This is a genomic window from Paenibacillus salivarius, from assembly GCF_051307165.1.
In the GTDB taxonomy this organism is placed as follows: domain Bacteria; phylum Bacillota; class Bacilli; order Paenibacillales; family Paenibacillaceae; genus Fontibacillus.
In genome coordinates this window covers 4,137,264-4,156,199 of record NZ_CP195592.1, presented here as the reverse complement: position 1 = coordinate 4,156,199, position 18,936 = coordinate 4,137,264, and the positions used below count along the sequence as shown (strand labels likewise).

17 protein-coding genes are annotated in these 18,936 nt (G+C 51.8%); 13 read left to right on the top strand and 4 right to left on the bottom strand.

What is annotated here, in order from left to right; translation table 11 throughout:
• The first annotated feature begins 42 nt into the window (after positions 1–42).
• From ACSFXJ_RS19200 to ACSFXJ_RS19185, 4 genes are all read left to right on the top strand, one after another.
• Positions 43–348 carry a hypothetical protein gene (locus tag ACSFXJ_RS19200; RefSeq protein ID WP_435922016.1) on the top strand — a complete coding sequence of 102 codons (306 nt, stop codon included), beginning with the start codon at positions 43–45 and terminating at the stop codon, positions 346–348.
• 152 nt (positions 349–500) lie between these two features.
• Positions 501–1,859 carry an IS4 family transposase gene (locus ACSFXJ_RS19195; RefSeq protein WP_435922015.1) on the top strand — a complete coding sequence of 453 codons (1,359 nt, stop codon included), beginning with the start codon at positions 501–503 and terminating at the stop codon, positions 1,857–1,859.
• Positions 1,860–2,329: 470 nt separating this feature from the next.
• Complete coding sequence (locus ACSFXJ_RS19190) at positions 2,330–3,004, top strand: response regulator transcription factor (protein WP_435922014.1); 675 nt, start codon at positions 2,330–2,332, stop codon at positions 3,002–3,004.
• On the top strand, positions 3,001–4,038 hold the full coding sequence (locus ACSFXJ_RS19185; protein ID WP_435922013.1) for a sensor histidine kinase: 1,038 nt from the start codon (positions 3,001–3,003) through the stop codon (positions 4,036–4,038). Before ACSFXJ_RS19190 ends, ACSFXJ_RS19185 begins: the two co-directional genes overlap by 4 nt.
• 1,357 nt (positions 4,039–5,395) lie before the next feature.
• On the opposite strand, the gene ACSFXJ_RS19180 is transcribed toward ACSFXJ_RS19185, so the two are convergent.
• Positions 5,396–6,283 (bottom strand): NAD(P)-dependent oxidoreductase, encoded by an 888-nt coding sequence (locus ACSFXJ_RS19180; protein WP_435922012.1) that lies wholly within the window; start codon positions 6,281–6,283, stop codon positions 5,396–5,398.
• A gap of 181 nt (positions 6,284–6,464) precedes the next feature.
• Here ACSFXJ_RS19180 and ACSFXJ_RS19175 point away from each other — a divergent pair, with 181 nt between their 5' ends.
• The 5 genes from ACSFXJ_RS19175 to ACSFXJ_RS19155 all read left to right on the top strand — a co-directional run bounded on the left by ACSFXJ_RS19175 (position 6,465) and on the right by ACSFXJ_RS19155 (position 11,937).
• Complete coding sequence (locus tag ACSFXJ_RS19175) at positions 6,465–7,820, top strand: glucose-6-phosphate isomerase (RefSeq protein WP_435922011.1); 1,356 nt, start codon at positions 6,465–6,467, stop codon at positions 7,818–7,820.
• A 99-nt stretch (positions 7,821–7,919) separates the two neighbouring features.
• Entirely contained in the window at positions 7,920–8,552 is a 633-nt protein-coding gene (locus ACSFXJ_RS19170) for a YigZ family protein (RefSeq protein WP_435922010.1), read from the top strand.
• A 5-nt stretch (positions 8,553–8,557) separates the two neighbouring features.
• Positions 8,558–9,154, top strand: a complete 597-nt coding sequence (locus ACSFXJ_RS19165) for a TetR/AcrR family transcriptional regulator (RefSeq protein ID WP_435922009.1) — start codon at positions 8,558–8,560, stop codon at positions 9,152–9,154.
• Positions 9,155–9,424: 270 nt separating this feature from the next.
• Positions 9,425–10,492, top strand: coding sequence for a sulfate/molybdate ABC transporter ATP-binding protein (locus ACSFXJ_RS19160; protein ID WP_435922008.1), 1,068 nt, complete (start codon positions 9,425–9,427; stop codon positions 10,490–10,492).
• A gap of 428 nt (positions 10,493–10,920) precedes the next feature.
• On the top strand, positions 10,921–11,937 hold the full coding sequence (locus ACSFXJ_RS19155) for a S66 family peptidase (RefSeq protein ID WP_435922007.1): 1,017 nt from the start codon (positions 10,921–10,923) through the stop codon (positions 11,935–11,937).
• A 54-nt stretch (positions 11,938–11,991) separates the two neighbouring features.
• Here ACSFXJ_RS19155 and ACSFXJ_RS19150 read toward each other — a convergent pair whose 3' ends face one another.
• From ACSFXJ_RS19150 to ACSFXJ_RS19140, 3 genes are all read right to left on the bottom strand, one after another.
• Positions 11,992–12,933: an ABC transporter permease gene (locus tag ACSFXJ_RS19150; protein WP_435925813.1), complete on the bottom strand. Its 942-nt coding sequence runs from the start codon at positions 12,931–12,933 to the stop codon at positions 11,992–11,994.
• 110 nt (positions 12,934–13,043) lie between these two features.
• Complete coding sequence (locus tag ACSFXJ_RS19145; RefSeq protein ID WP_435922006.1) at positions 13,044–14,009, bottom strand: ABC transporter ATP-binding protein; 966 nt, start codon at positions 14,007–14,009, stop codon at positions 13,044–13,046.
• Between the two features lie 3 nt (positions 14,010–14,012).
• A complete protein-coding gene (locus ACSFXJ_RS19140) occupies positions 14,013–15,173 on the bottom strand; it encodes a COG1470 family protein (RefSeq protein ID WP_435922005.1) in 1,161 nt (386 codons plus the stop codon).
• Between the two features lie 196 nt (positions 15,174–15,369).
• Between ACSFXJ_RS19140 and ACSFXJ_RS19135 the strand changes: the two genes are divergently transcribed.
• From ACSFXJ_RS19135 to ACSFXJ_RS19120, 4 genes are all read left to right on the top strand, one after another.
• Positions 15,370–15,963, top strand: a complete 594-nt coding sequence (locus ACSFXJ_RS19135; protein ID WP_435922004.1) for an RNA polymerase sigma factor — start codon at positions 15,370–15,372, stop codon at positions 15,961–15,963.
• Complete coding sequence (locus ACSFXJ_RS19130) at positions 15,944–16,807, top strand: anti-sigma factor domain-containing protein (protein ID WP_435922003.1); 864 nt, start codon at positions 15,944–15,946, stop codon at positions 16,805–16,807. The genes ACSFXJ_RS19135 and ACSFXJ_RS19130 overlap by 20 nt, the downstream gene beginning before the upstream one ends.
• A 36-nt stretch (positions 16,808–16,843) precedes the next feature.
• Entirely contained in the window at positions 16,844–17,614 is a 771-nt protein-coding gene (locus ACSFXJ_RS19125; protein ID WP_435922002.1) for an MBL fold metallo-hydrolase, read from the top strand.
• Between the two features lie 192 nt (positions 17,615–17,806).
• Positions 17,807–18,934: an ABC transporter substrate-binding protein gene (locus ACSFXJ_RS19120; protein WP_435922001.1), complete on the top strand. Its 1,128-nt coding sequence runs from the start codon at positions 17,807–17,809 to the stop codon at positions 18,932–18,934.
• The last annotated feature ends 2 nt before the right edge of the window (positions 18,935–18,936 follow it).

The following is an 18,936-nucleotide window of genomic DNA, read 5'->3' as shown; positions in this document are numbered from 1 at the left end:
AGAACTATACTTGATAGGTCGATAACAAGAGAAACCTTAAAAATGAGGAGAGGAGGTTCTATTATTAACGGAAGTGTATTTAAAAAGTCAATAATTGTGATAATATGCGGAATGCTAGGAGTAAGTAGCAGCTTTATTTTAGGGAATTTGATTTTCTCCAGCTATAGTTCTGCTAGCTTCTTAGTATATTTAATCGTTTTGCAGCTTATTATTGCGGTGGTATTTTTTATGATATTACGTATTCAATTGAAAAAAACAAATAGTGAGTCTTTTGTATCTTTATGTATCGCTGCTTTCGTTATCTTCCTTTTTCTTGGTCCTGTAATAGTTGATAAAATTGATTATTAACTCAACTTTCGCACCTTGAAAATTAGTGTTAAGCCTTGAAATGACTAGGATTTCTTATTGAAAAATCTCGTTCTTGACAGAAAAACACCTTTCCGTTTGGTAAAATGGAAGTGGATAGTCTTCCCATCCCAAACAGAAAGGTGCGTAACTCTATGGTACAACACAACTTCCTGTCTGAAAAGGGCCAAGAACGAATCTCGACTTTATTTTCCGCTTTGCAAATCGGACAACTGTTGCGCAAAGCCGGCATTTCCAAGTCGTTCGGATTGTCCAGTCTTGCCATCTTTCAGCTGATCTTTACGCTCGTGTTTGAAGGGCGCAATTGGTTTCGTCTTCTGCATAGCGACCGCCGCCAGTCGTTGCCTGGCAAAGATGTAGTCTATCGATTCTTAAACCATCCACGCTTTGCCTGGCGACGATTTTTGCATGCCTTGAGTCTGAAGGTCGTTCAGCATTTTGATTCCTTAACCTCTTCGTCCCGCGTTCGGACGTTCATCATTGATGATTCGGTTCTTCGCAGGGATCGCAGCAAGAAAGCCGAGTTGCTTGCCCGCATCTTCGATCATACGACGGGGAGATATGCTCGCGGCTACAACATGCTCACGCTCGGATGGTCGGATGGCTTCAGCTTTGCGCCCATCGATTTTGTCATGCTCAGCTCGGCCAAGCTGACGAATCGCTTTTGCGAGATGAAGGAACGTCTGTCCAAGCGTACCCAAGGCTACAAACGCCGCATCGAGGCGCTTTCACGCAAACCGGATGCCGTGGCGGCTCTGCTTGATCGAGCGATTCAGGCTGGATTTAGCGCTGACTTTGTCCTGATGGACAGTTGGTTTACCCAAGCGCCTCTGTTGCGTGAACTGATGGCGAAAGGTCTGCATGTCATTGGGATGGTCAAGGCGATGAAACAACGATACCGGTTCGACGGAAAAAGCCTGACGCTCCATGAACTGTATGCCCTGTTGCCAAAGCAGAAAAACAAAGAAATCCTTGGCTCGGTCATCGTTCAAACCGCCTGCGGTTTGCCGATCAAATTGGTCTTTGTGCAAAACCGCCATCGGCGGCGGGATTGGCTGGTTCTGCTCAGCACCGATTTGGCGTTGGAAGAGGCTGAAATCGTTCGCATCTACGGCATGCGTTGGAGCATTGAGACGTTCTTCAAATTTGCCAAATCGTACCTGAAGCTGGGAACGGAGTTTCAAGGTCGTTCGTTTGATATGCTCATCAGCCACACCACGATCGTGTTTACCCGTTATCTCGTAATGGAATGGGAACGCCGTCACAACAACGACGCGCGGTCGTTGGGCGGTCTGTTTTTCCTGTTTTCCGACGAAGTTCGAGACCTGGATCTCAAAACGGCTTTGCAGCATCTGATCGCATTTTTCATGGCGTTCACGGAAGCGAAATCCAAACGGGATCAGTCTGCCGTTGTATGTCAACTCCAGCAATGGATTGCGAGTTTGCCCAATTATATCAAGGCTTTGTTCGGAAAATTAAGCTGCGAAAGTTGAGTTATTAAGTTTCAATTCCGTCTAGAAAGGAACAACAACAAGCTTTAAAAGATGCATCAAACATTATTAGTCAGACTAATCTACCTTACAAAGTAACGAAAATGAAAGTAAAGAGAAAAGGGGACAAATTTAGTTGTGCTCCATTTGAAGTGTGCAGAGAATTGAATATTGATTATTAATTTGAGACATAGGTGTTTTAAGCAAAAGTGTTTGAACGGAATACATAGTCATTGAGTATGGAAAAAAGGAGGGGAAATGGGGGGATTGGTTCCACAAAAACGAACAGATTTATTAACAACTCAGTATCGGTGTGATACTGGGTTTGTTGTATACTGTAAGAAACTTTAAATGGGTTGAGTCATTGTGGGACTGTCGGCGATATTATAAATTTCGTTGATCATATTACTTAAAATTGGACCTTTATAGAGGCAGTTTCATCAATAGGTTTCTTTGGAGCAGGAGGTACGGATATGTTTAAAGTATTGGTTGTTGAAGACGACAAGGAACTCCGGGGGCTCTTTTGCACGGTGCTCGGCAAGAACGGATATCAGGCCATCGGCGTGGAAGACGGTGCGGCCGCTCTGGAAATTCTCGATAAAGAGTACATTGATCTCATGATTTCCGACATCATGATGCCGAATATGGACGGGTATACATTAACCAAGACGCTAAGGGAATCGAATTTTCATCTGCCGGTCCTGATGATTACGGCCAAAGACAGCTTTGCCGACAAGCAGGAAGGGTTTTTAGCGGGAGCGGACGATTATATGGTCAAACCGATCGACGTGAATGAGATGGTGTTGCGGGTCGGAGCCTTGTTGCGTCGGGCGCAAATCATAAACGAACGGAAGCTGAAGGTCGGGGATACCGTGCTGGAATATGACTCGCTGACCGTTCAAACGGGGGAGAAGCAGACGGTTTTGCCGCAGAAGGAATTTTATTTGCTGTACAAACTGATCGCCTCGCCCAACCATATTTTTACCCGCCAGCAGCTGATGAACGAAATTTGGGGCATGGATTCGGAGACGGAAGCCCGGACGGTTGACGTACATATCGGGCGGCTTCGCGACCGCTTCAGGGACAATCACGATTTTGAAATCGTGACGATTCGGGGACTCGGCTACAAGGCGGTCAAGAAGGCATGAGAAAAAGAGCGCCGCTTAGACTGATCGCCGTTTTTTCCCTGATCGTATTTATTATCATCAGCGTATCCATGCTGGTCATCAGTACCACGGCCGGACTGTTAACCCATACCGGGGTGATCGTGGAACCGAATATGGCGCTCTTTTCAGCCACGTTGGGGATTTTGAGCATCATATTCAGCACATGTATCGCCCTGCTTGTCGGTAGAAAAGTACTGGCACCGATCAACATGATCAATGAAGCGACCAAAGAGGTGGCGAAGGGGAATTTTAACGTCAGGCTGCCGGAGGATCCGCGCGCAAAGGAAATCCGGGAAATGGCGCACAATTTCAATGTCATGACCCAGGAGCTGGCGAATATGGAGACGTTCCGGAGCGATTTTGTCAGCAATGTGTCGCACGAGTTCAAAACCCCGATTTCCGCCATCGAAGGCTATGCGACGCTGCTGCAAAACAATTCGTTAAGCGAGCCGGAGCGGCAGGAATACATCGGCAAAATCCTGGTCAATGCCCGCCGGTTATCCTCGATGTCCGGGAATATTTTAAAGTTGTCGCGGCTGGAAAACCAGGAGATCACGCCGACAAGAAAGAGCTATTCGCTTGACGAGCAGCTCAGGGAGGTTATTTTGCTCTATGCAACGCAGTGGAGCGAAAAAAATATCGATCTCGATGTCGATTTGGAACAGGTTTCGTTTTACGGAAGCGCGGAGCTGCTCGACCAGGTGTGGCAAAATATTTTCGGCAATGCGGTCAAATTCGCTCCAAATGGGGGGAAGATCCGCGTTATTCTCAGGCAGGACGACGGCTTTGTGTCCGTCTCGATCTCCGATAACGGCATCGGCATGACGGAAGAGGTCAAAAACCGGGTGTTCGAAAAGTTCTATCAAGGCGATCATTCCCATTCGTCCGAAGGCAACGGCCTTGGATTGACCCTGGCCAAGCGGATCGTGGACCTGTGCGGCGGTTCGATCTCGATATCCAGCAAAGTCGGGAAAGGGACGACCTTTACCGTGAAGCTGCCGAAGGAGAAGTTTTAACTGGCGTGGCGTGGCGGACCGTTAAGGAAGGTTGCTTATGGTCGATGTAATAGCCGGTATATTTTCCCTCGATGAAACTAACAGAGGAAGGGAGCATGGAGCACAACAGAGACACAGGGAGTCAGGCAAACCTTCAGGTATTGCGGACCTTTGCGTTGGGGAGCACGGGGAGACCGGAGAAAACACAGCTCTGCGAACCATTCTCCGAGCTCTCCGTCCCCCCGTTGGCAAATGTTCCGCAAAAGTGTGATTTCGCCGAGCCCTCCGTGTCCCCATTGTGGAGAAATCACAGCCCGGCAACAGCGTAAAGGAACACAGCGCCCTTATTTATCTCGTTCGCCCCTTTTCCAACTCTTAACGGAACTGAGCGCCTTTATTGGGCCGTTTTCGGGGGAAATCCCCTGAGTGAGGGCAAATAACGGCGCTCAGTTCCGTAAGAAGCGGAAAAGTCGTCGTTTTCGTAGGAATAACGGCGGTAGGTTCCGTTAGCGGGATGAGGTCCGAGCTTAGAACCTTGAATTTAGCGACAACGCGCCCGAACCCATGGCGAAGCGGAGTACGAGAGTTCAGCGAAAACCCAGTTAGTCGAAAACCCAGTTCATCGAAAACCCAGTTCATCGAAAACCCAGTTCATCGAAAACCCAATCTAGCGGAATATTTGCCAACGGGGGGACGGAGAGCCCGGCTAAAACACAGCCTAGCGAAGACATTGCGTAACGGAACACAGCGCCCTTATTCTACACATTCCGCCCCTTTTCCAACTCTTAACGGAACTGAGAGCCTTTATTGGGCTATTTTCGGAGGAAATCTCCCTATTTGAGAGCAAATAACGGCGCTCAGTTCCGTAAGAAGCGGAAAATCGTCGTTTTCGTAGGAATAGCGGCGGCAGGTTCCGTTAGCGGGTTTGGGCCCGTCCGAACAATAGAATGTTTGAATTAGCGACAACGCGCCCGAACCCATGGCGAAACCGAGTGCGGAGAGCCCACCGAAAACCCAGTTCATCGAAAACCCAATCTAGCGGAACATTTGCCAACGGGGGGACGGAGAGCCCGGCTAAAACACAGCCTAGCGAAAACATTGCGTAAAGGAACACAGCGCCCTTATTCTACCCATTCCGCCCCTTTTCCAACTCTTAACGGAACTGAGCGCCTTTATTGGACCATTTTCGGAGGAAATCCCTTGTTTGAGGTCAAATAACGGCGCTCAGTTCCGTAAGGAGCGGAAAATCGTCGTTTTCAAAGGAATAAGGGCGGTAGGTTCCGTTAGCGTTAGCTGGTTTAGTCAGCCCGGGCATATAGCGATTGGGTTAGCGACAAAGCGCTCGAACCCATCGCATCGAACGGAACCGGACTGGACGCTAGTCCCCGATCTTTTGCCCGATCCAGGCTTCATAAATCTTAACGACGGAGGAAAGGTCCTCGTCGCCGAAGCCTTCCGTTTGCCCGGCCTGGAACAGGCTCTTCGCCAAATTCAGCATCGGGGTAGGAATGCTCGCGCCGTCCGTCAGCGAGGAAGCGAGCTTCAGATCTTTCAGCATCAGGGCAAGCGAGAACTGGTTGGTGAAATCATGCTCGATAATTTTGCGTCCTTTCAGTTCCGCCGCCTTGCTGCCCGCCGAGCCGAGCTGGACAAGCTCGAGGAAGCGGTCCGCCGGCAATCCCGACTTCGAGGCGATCGCGAAGCCTTCGGCCAGGGCCAGGTTGTTGATGCCGACGATGGTGTTGTGAGCGAGCTTGGCCACCGCCCCGGCGCCGTTCTCGCCCATGTGCAGCACTTTTTTGCCGAGACAATCGAAAATGTCCATCTGCCCGGCAAGCACATCGGCATCGCCTCCGACCATAAAGACGAGCGTTCCGTCGATGGCGGCCGGAGAGCTGCCGGTTACGGGCGCGTCCAGGAAGGAGCAATCTTTCTCGCCGACGAGAGAAGCCAGCTTTTTCTCCAATGAGGGAGAAATCGTGCTGCAATCGATCACCGTTTTACCTGGGGCCAGGCCTGCTAGCACACCGTCCGCGCCTTCATAAACGGCCGCGATGGAGGCATCGTCGCTGACCATCGTGATGACGGTGTCGGCTTCGATAGCCGCTTCGCGGGGCGAAGAAGCAGCCCGGGCGCCCTGGCTTACCAGCGGTTCGCATTTTTCAGCGGTACGGTTATATACAGTCACTTCAAAGCCTTGTTTCAATAAATTCACGGCCATGGGAGCACCCATCGTTCCGAGTCCGATAAATCCGATTTTTTTCAAGGGGAATCACCTTCCGAAAAAGTATTAAACAGCTTAAACAATTTTACCACGTAGGCTTGAAACCTGTATATTGTACCCTTGTTTTCGGTGATAAATTAAAGTATCCTAGTTACAAGTTGATACAATGGTAGTCCTAGTGGATAGGCAGTGAGTAAATAAATAGATGGAGGTATTGTTTAACATGTCTAAGAAAGTAACATTCGACTACAGCAAGGCGTTGCAATTTGTCGGACAACACGAAGTGGATAATCTGGCAGCGCAAGTTCGCGCAGCTCATGATCAATTACATAACGGGACAGGCGCCGGCTCCGATTTCCTGGGTTGGATCGATCTCCCTACTGCATATGATAAAGAAGAGTTCGCCCGCATCCAGAAAGCGGCCGCCAAAATTCAAAGCGATTCCGACGTGCTTATCGTTATCGGGATCGGCGGTTCCTATTTGGGAGCACGCGCGGCGATCGAGTCTCTTTCCCATTCGTTTTATAACTATTTGCCGAAGGATAAGCGCAAAACTCCGGAAATTTATTTTGCGGGCAACAACATTAGCTCCACTTATGTGAACCATTTGCTCGATCTGATCGAAGGCAAAGATTTTTCGGTGAACGTCATTTCCAAATCCGGCACGACGACCGAGCCGGCCATCGCTTTCCGTATTTTCCGGGCGGCGCTCGAACAAAAATACGGCAAGGAAGAAGCGCGTAAACGGATTTACGCGACTACCGACCGCGAGAAGGGCGCGCTCAAGAAGCTTGCGAACGAGGAAGGCTACGAAACGTTCGTCATTCCGGACGACGTGGGCGGCCGTTATTCCGTACTGACCGCCGTTGGTCTTCTGCCGATCGCGACTGCCGGCATCAGCATTGATGACATGATGCAGGGTGCGGCTGACGCGGCTAAGGAATTCAGCAACCCGAACTTGGCCGAGAACGCGGCTTACCAATATGCGGCTGTCCGTAACGCGCTATACCGCAAGGGGAAAGTGACGGAAATTCTCGTCAATTATGAACCTTCCCTGCACTACGTGTCCGAGTGGTGGAAACAGCTCTTCGGCGAAAGCGAAGGCAAGGATTACAAAGGGATTTATCCGGCTTCGGTCGACTTTTCGACGGATCTCCACTCCATGGGACAATTCATCCAGGAAGGGAACCGTAATATTTTCGAAACCGTTATTCAAGTTACCGAAGTCCCTAGCCATATTACGATCGAATCCGATCCGACGGATCTGGACGGCCTGAATTTCTTGGCTGGCAAAACTTTGGATTTCGTCAACAAGAAAGCTTTCCAAGGCACATTGCTTGCGCACACCGACGGTCAGGTTCCGAATTTGGTGGTCAACGTTCCGGATTTGACGCCGTATTCCTTCGGATATCTTGTTTATTTCTTTGAAAAAGCCTGCGGCATCAGCGGTTACCTGTTAGGCGTCAATCCGTTCGATCAACCGGGCGTCGAAGCGTACAAGAAGAACATGTTCGCTCTGCTTGGCAAACCGGGTTACGAGAAGGAAAAAGCAGAATTGGAAGCAAGACTTTCCGAATAATTACATTCGTTGCAAACGGCAGAATAAGGCCGCCAGGAAGCAGTTCACCGGGAAAACCGGATGGGCTGCTTCTTGGCACATTCATAAGGATGGAGTCATATGCTAGAACGATACAGAACGGTTCGCAGAGCCGGAGAAAAGGAAATCGTAATCAAGAAGTCGAGATTTATAGGGCATGTAATGCCTGTGGAAAGTGAAGAAGAGGCGATCAGCTTCATCGAAGAGATCAAGAAGCGGCATTGGAACGCGACCCACAACTGTTCAGCCTATATGATCGGCGAGAGGGACGAAATACAGAAGCAATCCGATGACGGGGAGCCGAGCGGAACGGCCGGCAAACCGATTTTGGAAGTGATCCGAAACCAGGGCCTCAAAAATATAGCTATCGTAGTGACCAGATATTTCGGAGGCATCATGCTTGGGGCAGGCGGTCTGATCCGTGCCTATACGGACGGGGCCGTCGCAGCGATCGAAGCGGGGGAAGCCATCACCCGTGTTCTACACCGCGAAGTATTCGTAGAGCTCGATTACACTTGGCTGGGTAAAGTGGAAAACGAACTCAGAAACCGCGGCGTTCGAACAGGGGAGACCGCGTTTGCCGACAAGGTTACATTGCTGTGTCTGCCGCTTGACGGGGAAGCGGAAGCTTTCTTGAACTGGATGACCGATTTGACCCAAGGGCAGGCGGTAATGACGGAAGGTGACAAGGTTTACTTTATTGAAGGGGAATAAAGCCTATGGCAAGAAGAGCAGTGGAGCAGGAGTTGTCGAGGGAAAGAATAATGGATGCCGCCAGACATTTGTTCATCACGAAAGGGTACCGCGGGATATCCATGAGAAGTATCGGACAGCATTTGGGGTATAGCCACGGTTCGCTGTACTATCATTTCAAGGAAAAAGCGGAATTGTTCTACGCGATCGTCGTGCAGGATTTCAATCATTTGGCCCGGCTGTGCGAACAGGTTACCAAACGTCCACCGTCCGATGGTTTAACCAAGGCGGAACAATTGATGCTTGAATTCATTAAGTTCGGTTTGGAGCATCCGCACCAATACGAGATCATGTTCATGCTTAGGGATGAGGAGATCTTGGCATACTGCAGGTCAGAGCAGGCAAAATGCTTTGATATGTTCGACAAGATTATTCGCGGGTTTTTAAAAGAGGAAAGACATCCGCTGGAGAATAATCCGTCTCTGCCGCTCAGCATGTTTTTAGGAATACACGGATTTATTTCCTTCTATATTCAGGATCGTCTGACCTTCGAGGAAATCATGCCCGCTGCCGTCGCCCACGTTAAAATGTTAAGTCAAAGCAGTCTCCGCATAACGTCATAAGGCGTTTTTGTTTTCCAACCGCGCTTTATCCTTTCACACTATCATAGCAGTACTACGTTACTATAATAATGTAATAAACTATCTTTATTTTGCGAAGGGCGCGGTTCTCTGGAGAGATTCGCGTCTTTTTGTTAATTTCTTCAACAACGTTTATTGACGTTGGCGTACGGGTTTGATAAAGTGTTTTTATAGATAAAACCAAGTAATTATATAAGAATAAGATATTTTGTCCATCTTCATATATCGAAAAGAGGAAAGGCGGGGCTCCCTATGCATGTGGAAGTACGGAACTTGGATAAGCATTTCGGCAGTTTTCATGCCGTGAAGGATGTCAGCTTTGGAATCGAAAAAGGACAGCTGATCGGGCTTCTGGGACCGAGCGGCGGCGGGAAGACGTCGATTCTCCGCATGCTGGCCGGATTGGAGCAGCCGGATTCCGGCGAGATTTTGTTCCACGGTGAGAAGGTCAACAACCTTGCCCCGCAGGATCGGGGGATCGGTTTTGTATTTCAGAGCTACGCCTTGTTTAAACATATGACGGTGTTTGACAATATTGCCTTCGGTTTGCAAGTCAAAAAGGTGTCGAAGAGCCGCATTCAAGAGCGGGTTATGGAACTGGTGGAATTGACCGGATTGAAAGGGTTTGAAAAGCGTTACCCTCACCAGCTGTCCGGAGGGCAGCGTCAAAGGGTCGCATTTGCAAGAGCATTGGCTCCGGAGCCGCAGCTTCTGCTGCTTGACGAGCCTTTTGCGGCGATCGACGCGAAGATCCGGCAGGAGCTCCGTTCCTGGCTGAGGGAGTTGATCGAACGGGTCGGCATTACTTCGATTTTCGTCACCCATGACCAGGACGAAGCCATCGAAGTGGCGGACGAAATCATGATCATCAACCAAGGCCGTTTGGAGCAAAAAGGCTCCCCATGGGACATTTACAAAGAACCGCTTACGCCGTTTGTCGCTTCGTTTATCGGACAGTCTACGCTCGTTCCTCAAGCGGGCGACCTGAAAGGCTTTGAGGATGAGGCCGGCAGGGACGGCAAAACCCAAGCCTTGATCAGACCGGAATATATCGAGGTCGGAACCGATCATGAGTTTACGCTATTGTCGGCGACCGAGCCCGGGGTCGTGAAACACCTGCATTTCCGGGGCAGCGAATGGCTGGTGGAGGTGGAGGTTGCGGGGCATACTTTGACGACGTTCCGTTCTTTGGAAAAAGAAACGCTAAAGGCCGGTCAGCAAGTCCGCGTCCTGGTTCACCGCGCTTATTTATTCAATGAGGAGAAAAGTTGGATCGTCGAAAATCCGCTGAAGGGCGGACCGATTACGGTGATGATTTAACACGCGAATGGGAAAAAACGCTTCTGTCTGAGGGCAGGGCGTTTTTTTTGTGCGATGGTTGAGTGTCGAGTATAAAAGAGCATCCCACTTTGGAGATCATGAGACCAGAATAGGCTCGTTTGGGCCGAATGTGTATGAAATACCGACCATAAAGGGCGCGACTGGGCCGAAAAGACGGGGATGTGTACGAAAAACCGACCAGAATGGGCTCGATCCGGCCGAAAAGACGGGAATGTGTATGAAAAACCGACCAGAATGGGCTCGATCCGGCCGAAAAGACGGGAATGTGTATGAAAAACCGACCAGAATGAGCGCGATCAGACGAGTGCTGCCAAGCCAGCCTATCTTGGGGTGTTGGTCAGATCATGTATCATGCCAGGGGATTTGGTATAATGGCTGAAAAGCGCAGTAGAGGAGGCCGGGAGGAGATGATTCGATATCCGGTGTTGAAAGAGGGCGCGACGATTGGGGTGACCGCTCCTTCGTCCGGCGTGGAAGCGGAGCTGCATGACCTGGTCCGCAGAGCTGAGCGCCGACTTGCCGGCGAAGGTTTTCGCACGATGATCGGGGATACGGTTTGGCACAACGAAAAGACGCGCTCGGCTTCGGCCGAGATCCGGGCCAAGGAATTAAACCGGATGATGCTTGACGGGGGAATAGACCTTTTGATTCCACCGTGGGGCGGCGAGCTGTTGATCGAAGTTTTGGAACATCTGGATATTGGTTCTTTTCCTCCAAAGTGGATTCTCGGGTATTCGGACGTAAGCGTGCTTTTGCTGGCGATCACGTTAACAACAGGGATAGCGACGGCCCATGGAACCAATCTCATCGATTTGAGAGGGGAGTATTCGGACGATACAACGGCCATGTGGAAGACCGTGCTGTCAACGCCAGCGGGAGGTTCGGTCCAGCAGCATTCCTCGGCTTACTATCAAAAGGCGTGGGATCACGATCATCCGGCGCCTTGCGTATTTCATTTGACCGAACCTACGAGGTGGGAAATCATCGGATCGGATAAAGTCGACGTTAAAGGCAGACTGCTCGGAGGGTGCATTGACGTGATCCGTCACTTGATCGGGACGCCTTTCGGCGACCTGGCACGGTTTAGGGAAGTACATATCGGGGAGGAACCGGTAATCTGGTATTTTGAAAACTGTGAAATGGGGACGACGGATCTCCGCCGGACATTGATGCAAATGAGACTCTCAGGCTGGTTTGAAAAATGCCCAGCGATTCTGTTCGGCCGCAGTCCGGCCAATCATTCCGTCGGAGGTTACGAGGTTGAAGATGTGTATCGCGACCTGTTCCGGGAGCTTCACGTGCCGATTGTGCATGATATTGATTGCGGACATGTGCCTCCACAAATGACTTTCATTAATGGAGCCTATGCCGAGGTAAAAGTCGAGAATGGTCAGGGAAGCGTTCGGCAAACCTTTCTGCCGTAGGGAAAAAAACGAAGGGTGCATGAAAATGCCCCTTCGTTTTTCTTTATAAAATGCTTATGCTCTGGAACGGATCTCCTGGCGCATGAACAAGGCGTAGGAAATGCCGAAGCAAAGCATCGTCGCGGCGATGAGCCCGGTGAGTTGAGGCCAGACGAGAATGATGCTCTGTCCGAGCGACAGCGGGCTTGAAATGGCGCCAATCAACTGGTCCATGGTCAGCGGGCCGAGGGAACGAATGCCGGGAGACAGCATCGTCGTGATCGTCTCCGAGAATAGCTCGGTCGGCGACAGCCGATTCAGCGTCAAAATGAAATTCATTTGACGCAGCTGGGCGGCGGGGTCCATCCGCTGCTCCGATACGGCGGTGGCGCTGTCGATCAGGCCGATGATCATCCCGTAAAAAATCGTGAAGAACAGCCATACCGCAATGGATGACAACGCCGAGGTGGCTGCTTGGCGGAAGCGGATGGAAAACAAGATGGAAAGGTTCAGCCAAAAACCGATGTAGACGACGGCAATGATCAGGAAAAGGACGATCCGGCAAAACTCCTCCGGAGTCGGCGGATAACCGATCGTAAACAGGCTGAGTCCCATGACCAGAAAGCCCAGGGAGAATACGACGACGGCGATCAGAAACAGGGAAGATGCGAATTTGGCGATAATAAAGTCGTCCCGGTAAATCGGTTGCGACAGCAGTCGCCCTAACGTTCCTTTGTTGCGTTCGGAGTTGACGGCGTCGAAGCCGAGCGCGATGCCAAGCAGCGGTCCGAGCCAGGATAAAAACGTGGCGAACGAAGGCACGGACAGGCTTGGGCTCGTTAACGTGAACATGCGGAGAAACAGGAAGTTATCCCCGCTAGAGTTTTGTTCCAGAGATCCGTCACGGATCGCCGTGACGGCCGAATAGATCGAACCGATGCAGGCCAGGACGATGATGCCGATCAGGATGCCGAACCGCCAGCTCCGGATATGGTCTCCGATCTCTTTTTGAACCATGACCCGGAACGAGCCGGAGGAACTGCGTTCCCGGGACCATTCGGGAAAGGATATGCTTTTTTTCACCAAGCCGGTTATTCTTGTCTGAAGCTGCTGCCAATAGGTCGACGTCATCGCTCTCCCTCCCTTTCAAAATAGCGATGGTAGATGTCATCCAATCCGTATTCCTTGCGCCGTAGATAGGTAAGCTCCGCACCCGCTCCGATGACGGCTTGGGCGATTTGCGGGGTTAGATCCCGGTCGCATACCACCGTAAAGTGATTGGGAGCGGACTGCGCGTTCTCCTCCCCCTCATGTTTGCGGATTTCCTTCACGCCTTCCAGTTCTGAAATAAGACCTGTCAGTTCGCCGGGCCATTTTGCTGCCCCGACCTCGATATATATCAATCCTTCCTTATCCAACTCCTTCGACAATGTCTTGATATCTCCGGCCGCGATCAAATTGCCCTGAACGAACAGTCCGACCCGGTCGCAAATTTGCTGAACCTGATGCAGGTGATGGGAAGAGAGCAGAACGGTGAGCCCTTCATCCCTGCTTAGGGAAGAGATCATCTTCAGCAGCTCGCGAACCCCTTCGGGGTCGATCCCCAGCGTCGGTTCATCGAGAATGATGACCTCGGGATTTTTAATTAACACATCGGCCAGGCCGAGGCGCTGCCGCATCCCCCGGGAAAAGGCGCCGACTTTTTTTAAAGCGCTCCCGGAAAGTCCCGTTTTCTCCAGCAGGGAAAAAGCGCGTTCTTTGGATTCTTCCCTGGAAAAGCCGTTCAGCCTTGCGGTATAAATCAAATTGTCCAAGGCGCTCCGGTCTTCGTAGAAGCCGACGTCGTCGGGAAGATAACCGACCTTCCGCTTGACTTTAAGCGCCTGGCGGACAGGATCATATCCGCAAATTCTCGCATGGCCGGAGGTAGGTTCGGTAAGGCCCAGCATCATCAGGATCGTCGTCGTTTTTCCCGCGCCGTTAGGTCCGAGCAGACCGAAGATTTCGCCTTTGGAAATCGTGAGATTCAGCCGGTTAACCGCGGTTTGTTCTCCGTATTTTTTGGTCAGGTCCGTCAGTTCGATAATACTCATGGCTTATCTTCTCCCGAATTTCCGGAACAGGTAGTAAATTCCCGCCAATACGGCGAGGATGATCAATATTCCGATCCAACCCCATAATACGGACGATTTGACGGTCATGCGCAAATCCGCCGACGCGCTTTTACCCGATCCCGAAGCCGTTACGCTGACGACGTAATCTCCCGCAAGCGCTTTGCTGCTGGATTTGATGATCGCCTGCACCTGCTTGCTCTCGCCGGGAGCTATGGACGTGACGGATGAAGGTTCGAAGGATACCTCCCACCCGGAAGGAGCATTGGACGAAAAAGACAGGTCCTGCAGTTCGGCGGAGCCGGTATTGCTGACGACAAAATCCAGTCTGCGCTCTCCGCCCGCCTTGATGTCCGAGCTGAGCACTTCGTTTTTGGTCGTAAACAGCATGTCATAGGTTCCGGTGATGACGGCTTCGAGCTCGGCGTTCACCGTCGTTTCCCCGGCGGAAGCGGAAATCGGAATTTTATAGGAAGCTGCCTGGATTTGTTCCGGCGGCTTGGCTTCGATCGTGATCGATTTTTCGGCGTTCGGTTCCACCTCGACAGAGGTCACGCTGTTGCCGTCCGTTTTAAATCTAACGTCCCAACCGGCCTCGGCTTGCGCGCTCAAAGCATAGGTTTGCTTTTTCGTGGTCCGGTTCCGCAACACGGCGCTGTACGTAAAGGTGGAGTCCGAATGTCCCTCCATATTGGCCTGGTCGAGCGTTAACTCGGTTTTGAATGTGCCTTGCTCCGACACATGGACGATGAGCGGGAGCGTTGCTCCATCGGCCTTGACATTAAAGGCATAGCGGCCCTTGTCGATTTGCAGCGGGACTTCAAGCTGGAGATTGAAGGTTTGGGTTTCGCCGGGTTTTACGGCAAGCCGGGAAATCTCGCGGCCGCCGGCAGACAGACTGTACTTCCAGTCGGTCGCTTTCGTATCCAGGGATAGGGTTGCGGAGCCCGACTGGGAACCGTGGTTGATTAAATCGATCGAGTAGGATACCGATTCGCCCGGTGCAGCCGACCACTCCAGATAAGGGGTGTAGAGCTCCAGCGAACCGGCGGCTTTGGCTTTGTGCGGCGCGGAAAACGTGCCGAACGAGAGCGCCGTGAACAGGGCAAGCAGCAGTAATGCCGCTTTTCGGTAAGTGTGAAGCATGTTTGATGTTCCTCCTTGCGTCAATAAATTCGTTGGCGCCGGCGAGCGTGGTCTCTCTCCGTCGTCATAAGAGGTACGCACGAAAACTTCATTTGGATTTATGAGCCCGAAAAATTTTTGCGGGGTTTTCAAATGCCGATATTTTTGATAAAACGGGGGTAATGAGGGAGGAGTTCAATTCGGGAGGGAAGGAGTCATGGACCCGCAAAACGAAGCGATGACACTTTTGCTGCGGGAGATGTGCGACGGTTCGGTCAGGGCGTTCGACGAGTTTTACGGCTCGTATTCGCCGTTTATTCTGCAGGTTGCGATTCGGCTCGTCGGAGACAAAATGGAGGCGGAAGACATATGCCACGAAGTGTTTCTGGAGGTGCTGCGGCGGGGGAAGGACTACGATCCGGCTCGCGGTTCCATCCGGGCATGGCTGGCGGTCATCACGCGAAGCCGCAGTCTGGACCGGCTCCGCCGCAAACAGCGGATGCTGCCGATGGAAGATTGCCGTCTCTTTGAGACGGGCTCGTCGGGAGAAGAGCAGGTCATTTCCCGCATAGAGCGGGAAGCGCTGCGAGCCGCCGTCAATGAGCTGCCGGAGGCACAGCGCAAGGCGATAACGGGATCCTATTACACGCTTCGCACCCAGCGCGAAATGTCTGAAGCCTGGAATGTCCCGATCGGTACGGTAAAATCCTGGGTACGCTATGGGCTGTCCAATTTACGCAAGCAGATGGAAAAGCAAGGCTGGGGCCATCCCGTGGAAGGAGGTGAAGAGGATGGGCAAATCCGATTATAGAGGCGATTTGCAGGGAGCGGGTGAATCCGACTACTGCGCAAGATCTTATACGGAAGAAAAATGGGTGGACTGGCTTCTGGGTGCGGTCCCGGAACCGCAGCGCGCGGACATGGCGGTACATCTGGCCGAATGTCCTTGCTGCCGCCGCGTGCGTAACGATTGGGAAGGCATCTTGGGGATAGGGGCGGATCCGGAAGAAAGTGCCGATACGTTTCCGCCGTCATCCTCTTCTTATGCCGCCGAACGGGAATCCTCCGCAGTGAACGCGGCGCCCTCGGATAGAGTCCGCCGCAGGCTGCGTCGCCGGGTAAGGCTGACCGGCTTGTTCCGTTCCGTGCAGGAGTCTTTTGCCGGAAGAGCCAAAATTGGAGCCGTGCTAGCTTGTGTTTTCCTGCTTCTAGCCGGGGTAGGGATATTCGTCCAAAAGGACAACCGGGACGATCCATGGAGCCGATATGTGCAGCGCTACGAGCCCGAAGCGCTTTCCGTTATGATGAGTCCCGAAAGCATCGCGTTTCCGCTCGATGAAGGAAGGATGGAACCGGGTTCGGGTATGGTATGGTACAACGAGGATTCTCGGGAAATGCTGATGCTGGTCGGCGGTCTCATCCCGCGGGAGGACCAGGTGGTACAGGTTTGGGCCGTGAAGGAAGGAGACAGGGACAGCCTCGGACTTTTGCAGTATCATGCATATCGGGCCCATTTGTACGTAAAGGACAAGGATGCGCTTCCGCTTCAAGAGGCCGATAACCTTGTGCTCACGATCGAGCCGAAAAACGGGAACCCGATTGCCGGACCGTGGCTGGATACGATATCGGTGGATTTGTCCGGACGGCTGGAGTAGCAGACGATATCATCAGACAGAGAGGATGTGCCGCGTATGGATCGGCTGGTTTTTCTGGGAACGGGAGACGCCATGGGCGTTCCGAGAGTGTATTGCGATTGCGCCGTGTGCGACGAAGCGAGAAGAAGCGGCGTGAATCGGCGTTACCGTTCGTTTGTTTGGGTCGATGGCTGGGAAGGGGAGTTTTTAATCGACTGCGGACCCGACTGGCGCGGCGGCATGGAGCGTTTGGGAAAGAGGTTCGTGGACCGGATTCTGGTGACGCATGCCCACTTCGACCATATCGCCGGTTTGCCGGAATGGGCGGATGCTTGCAGATGGCTGGAAAGGAAGGGGCAAATTTATGCTCCCCGGGAAGTGCTGGATACGATCGCCTCGCAGTATCCTTGGCTGGAGCGGAATCTTGACTTCCAAGCCGTCGACGATGGCGTGAACCTGGTAGGTTGGAACGTCCGGGGGTGGAAGGTAAATCACGGCAAAAACGGTTATTCCTACGCCTACCGGTTGGAGAAGTCCGGCCGGGCCTGGGCCTATTGCCCGGATGCGATCGACTTGCCGCGAGAGCAGCGCCTGCCGCTGGAGGGGCTGGAGCTGCTTGTGCTGGGAACGAGCTTTTATCATGAACAGGCTGAATTTTCAACCCGTTCCGTATATGACGTCAGGGAGGCGCTCGAGCTGCTGCGGGAGGCGAAGCCCGGACGGACATTCTTTACGCATATGTCCCATGATATCGATCTAAAGCGCGATTACGGGCTCCCGGAAGGAGTGGAATTCGCGAGGACGGAGCGGGTCATCCCGCTTTGGTAATAAAAATGAAAGACCGCTTACCGCATTTCATTGACGGGAGGCGGTCTTTTTGTTGCCCCAAAAAGCGGTAAATTTTGATAATGTCAAAACTATTTTGATTATATAAAAATCACTCTTGCTTTTTCGAAAGAAATCCATATAATTAAAACATACTTAAACCATAGGATTAATTAATTATTGAGGGGGAGCATCATGAAAAAGTCATTATCGCTGGTTTTAATATCCGGTCTCTTAGTCGGTCTGTTGGGAGGGTGCGCCTCGGGCAGCGGTTCGAAAGCCGATAGCGATACGATCCGCATCGGGCTGGCCGCTCCGATCTCGGGAACGCAAGCCCAGTATGGACAAGCATTCAAGAACGGGGCGGAGCTGGCGGCCGCTCAGGTTAACGAAGCGGGAGGCATCGACGGCAAAAAGGTGGAAATCGTCGTTCAGGACGATAAAGGGGATTCCAACGAAGCCGTCAATGTCGCGAACAAATTCGTTTCGGACAAGAGCATTCTTGCGGTAGTCGGACATTTCAACAGCTCGGCTACGCTGGCAACCGCCCCGGTATACAACAAAAACAAAATCGTCGAGATTTCGCCTTCCTCCAGCGCTCCGGGCGTTACGGACGCCGGCGAATACACGTTCCGCGTCATCACCACGGATGCCTTTCAGGCGGATTATCTCGCAAACTGGACCAAAGAACTCGGCTATGGAAAGGTAGCGCTCATTTACGAGCAATCGGACTTTGGTCTCGGCTTGCTGGACGTTTACAAAAAGTCGGCCCCGGCAAACAACGTCGATATCGTAGCGGCCGAAGCCTACAATCCGGGAGACAAGGATTTCAGCACGGTGCTTACCAAAATCAAGGAAAAACAACCGGAAGCGATCTTTATCGGCGGCTTTTACAATGAGGCGGCGCTGATCGCCCAACAGGCGAAAAAGCTGAATTTGAACGTTGATTTCATCGGCGTGGACAGCCTTTATTCCGAAGCGCTGCTTGAATTGGGCAAAGATTCCGTGGAAGGCTTCAAGCTGATCGGTTTCTTCTTCCCGGGCGGGGAAAATGCGGAAGCGACGAAATTCGCCGAACAATATCAGGCGGCCTATAACAGCAAACCGGATACCTACGCCGCATACTCCTACGTCGCAACATCGGTGGTCCTTGAAGCGATCAAGGAAAAAGGAGCGGACCGGGAAAGCATCAAGACTTATCTGGAAACATTGAAAGATTACAAAGGGGCTACGGGCGTTCTCAGCTTCGACGAAAACGGCGATGTCATCACGACGCCTTCCCGTTTGACGATCCATGACGGAAAATTCGAACTTTACAAATAAAC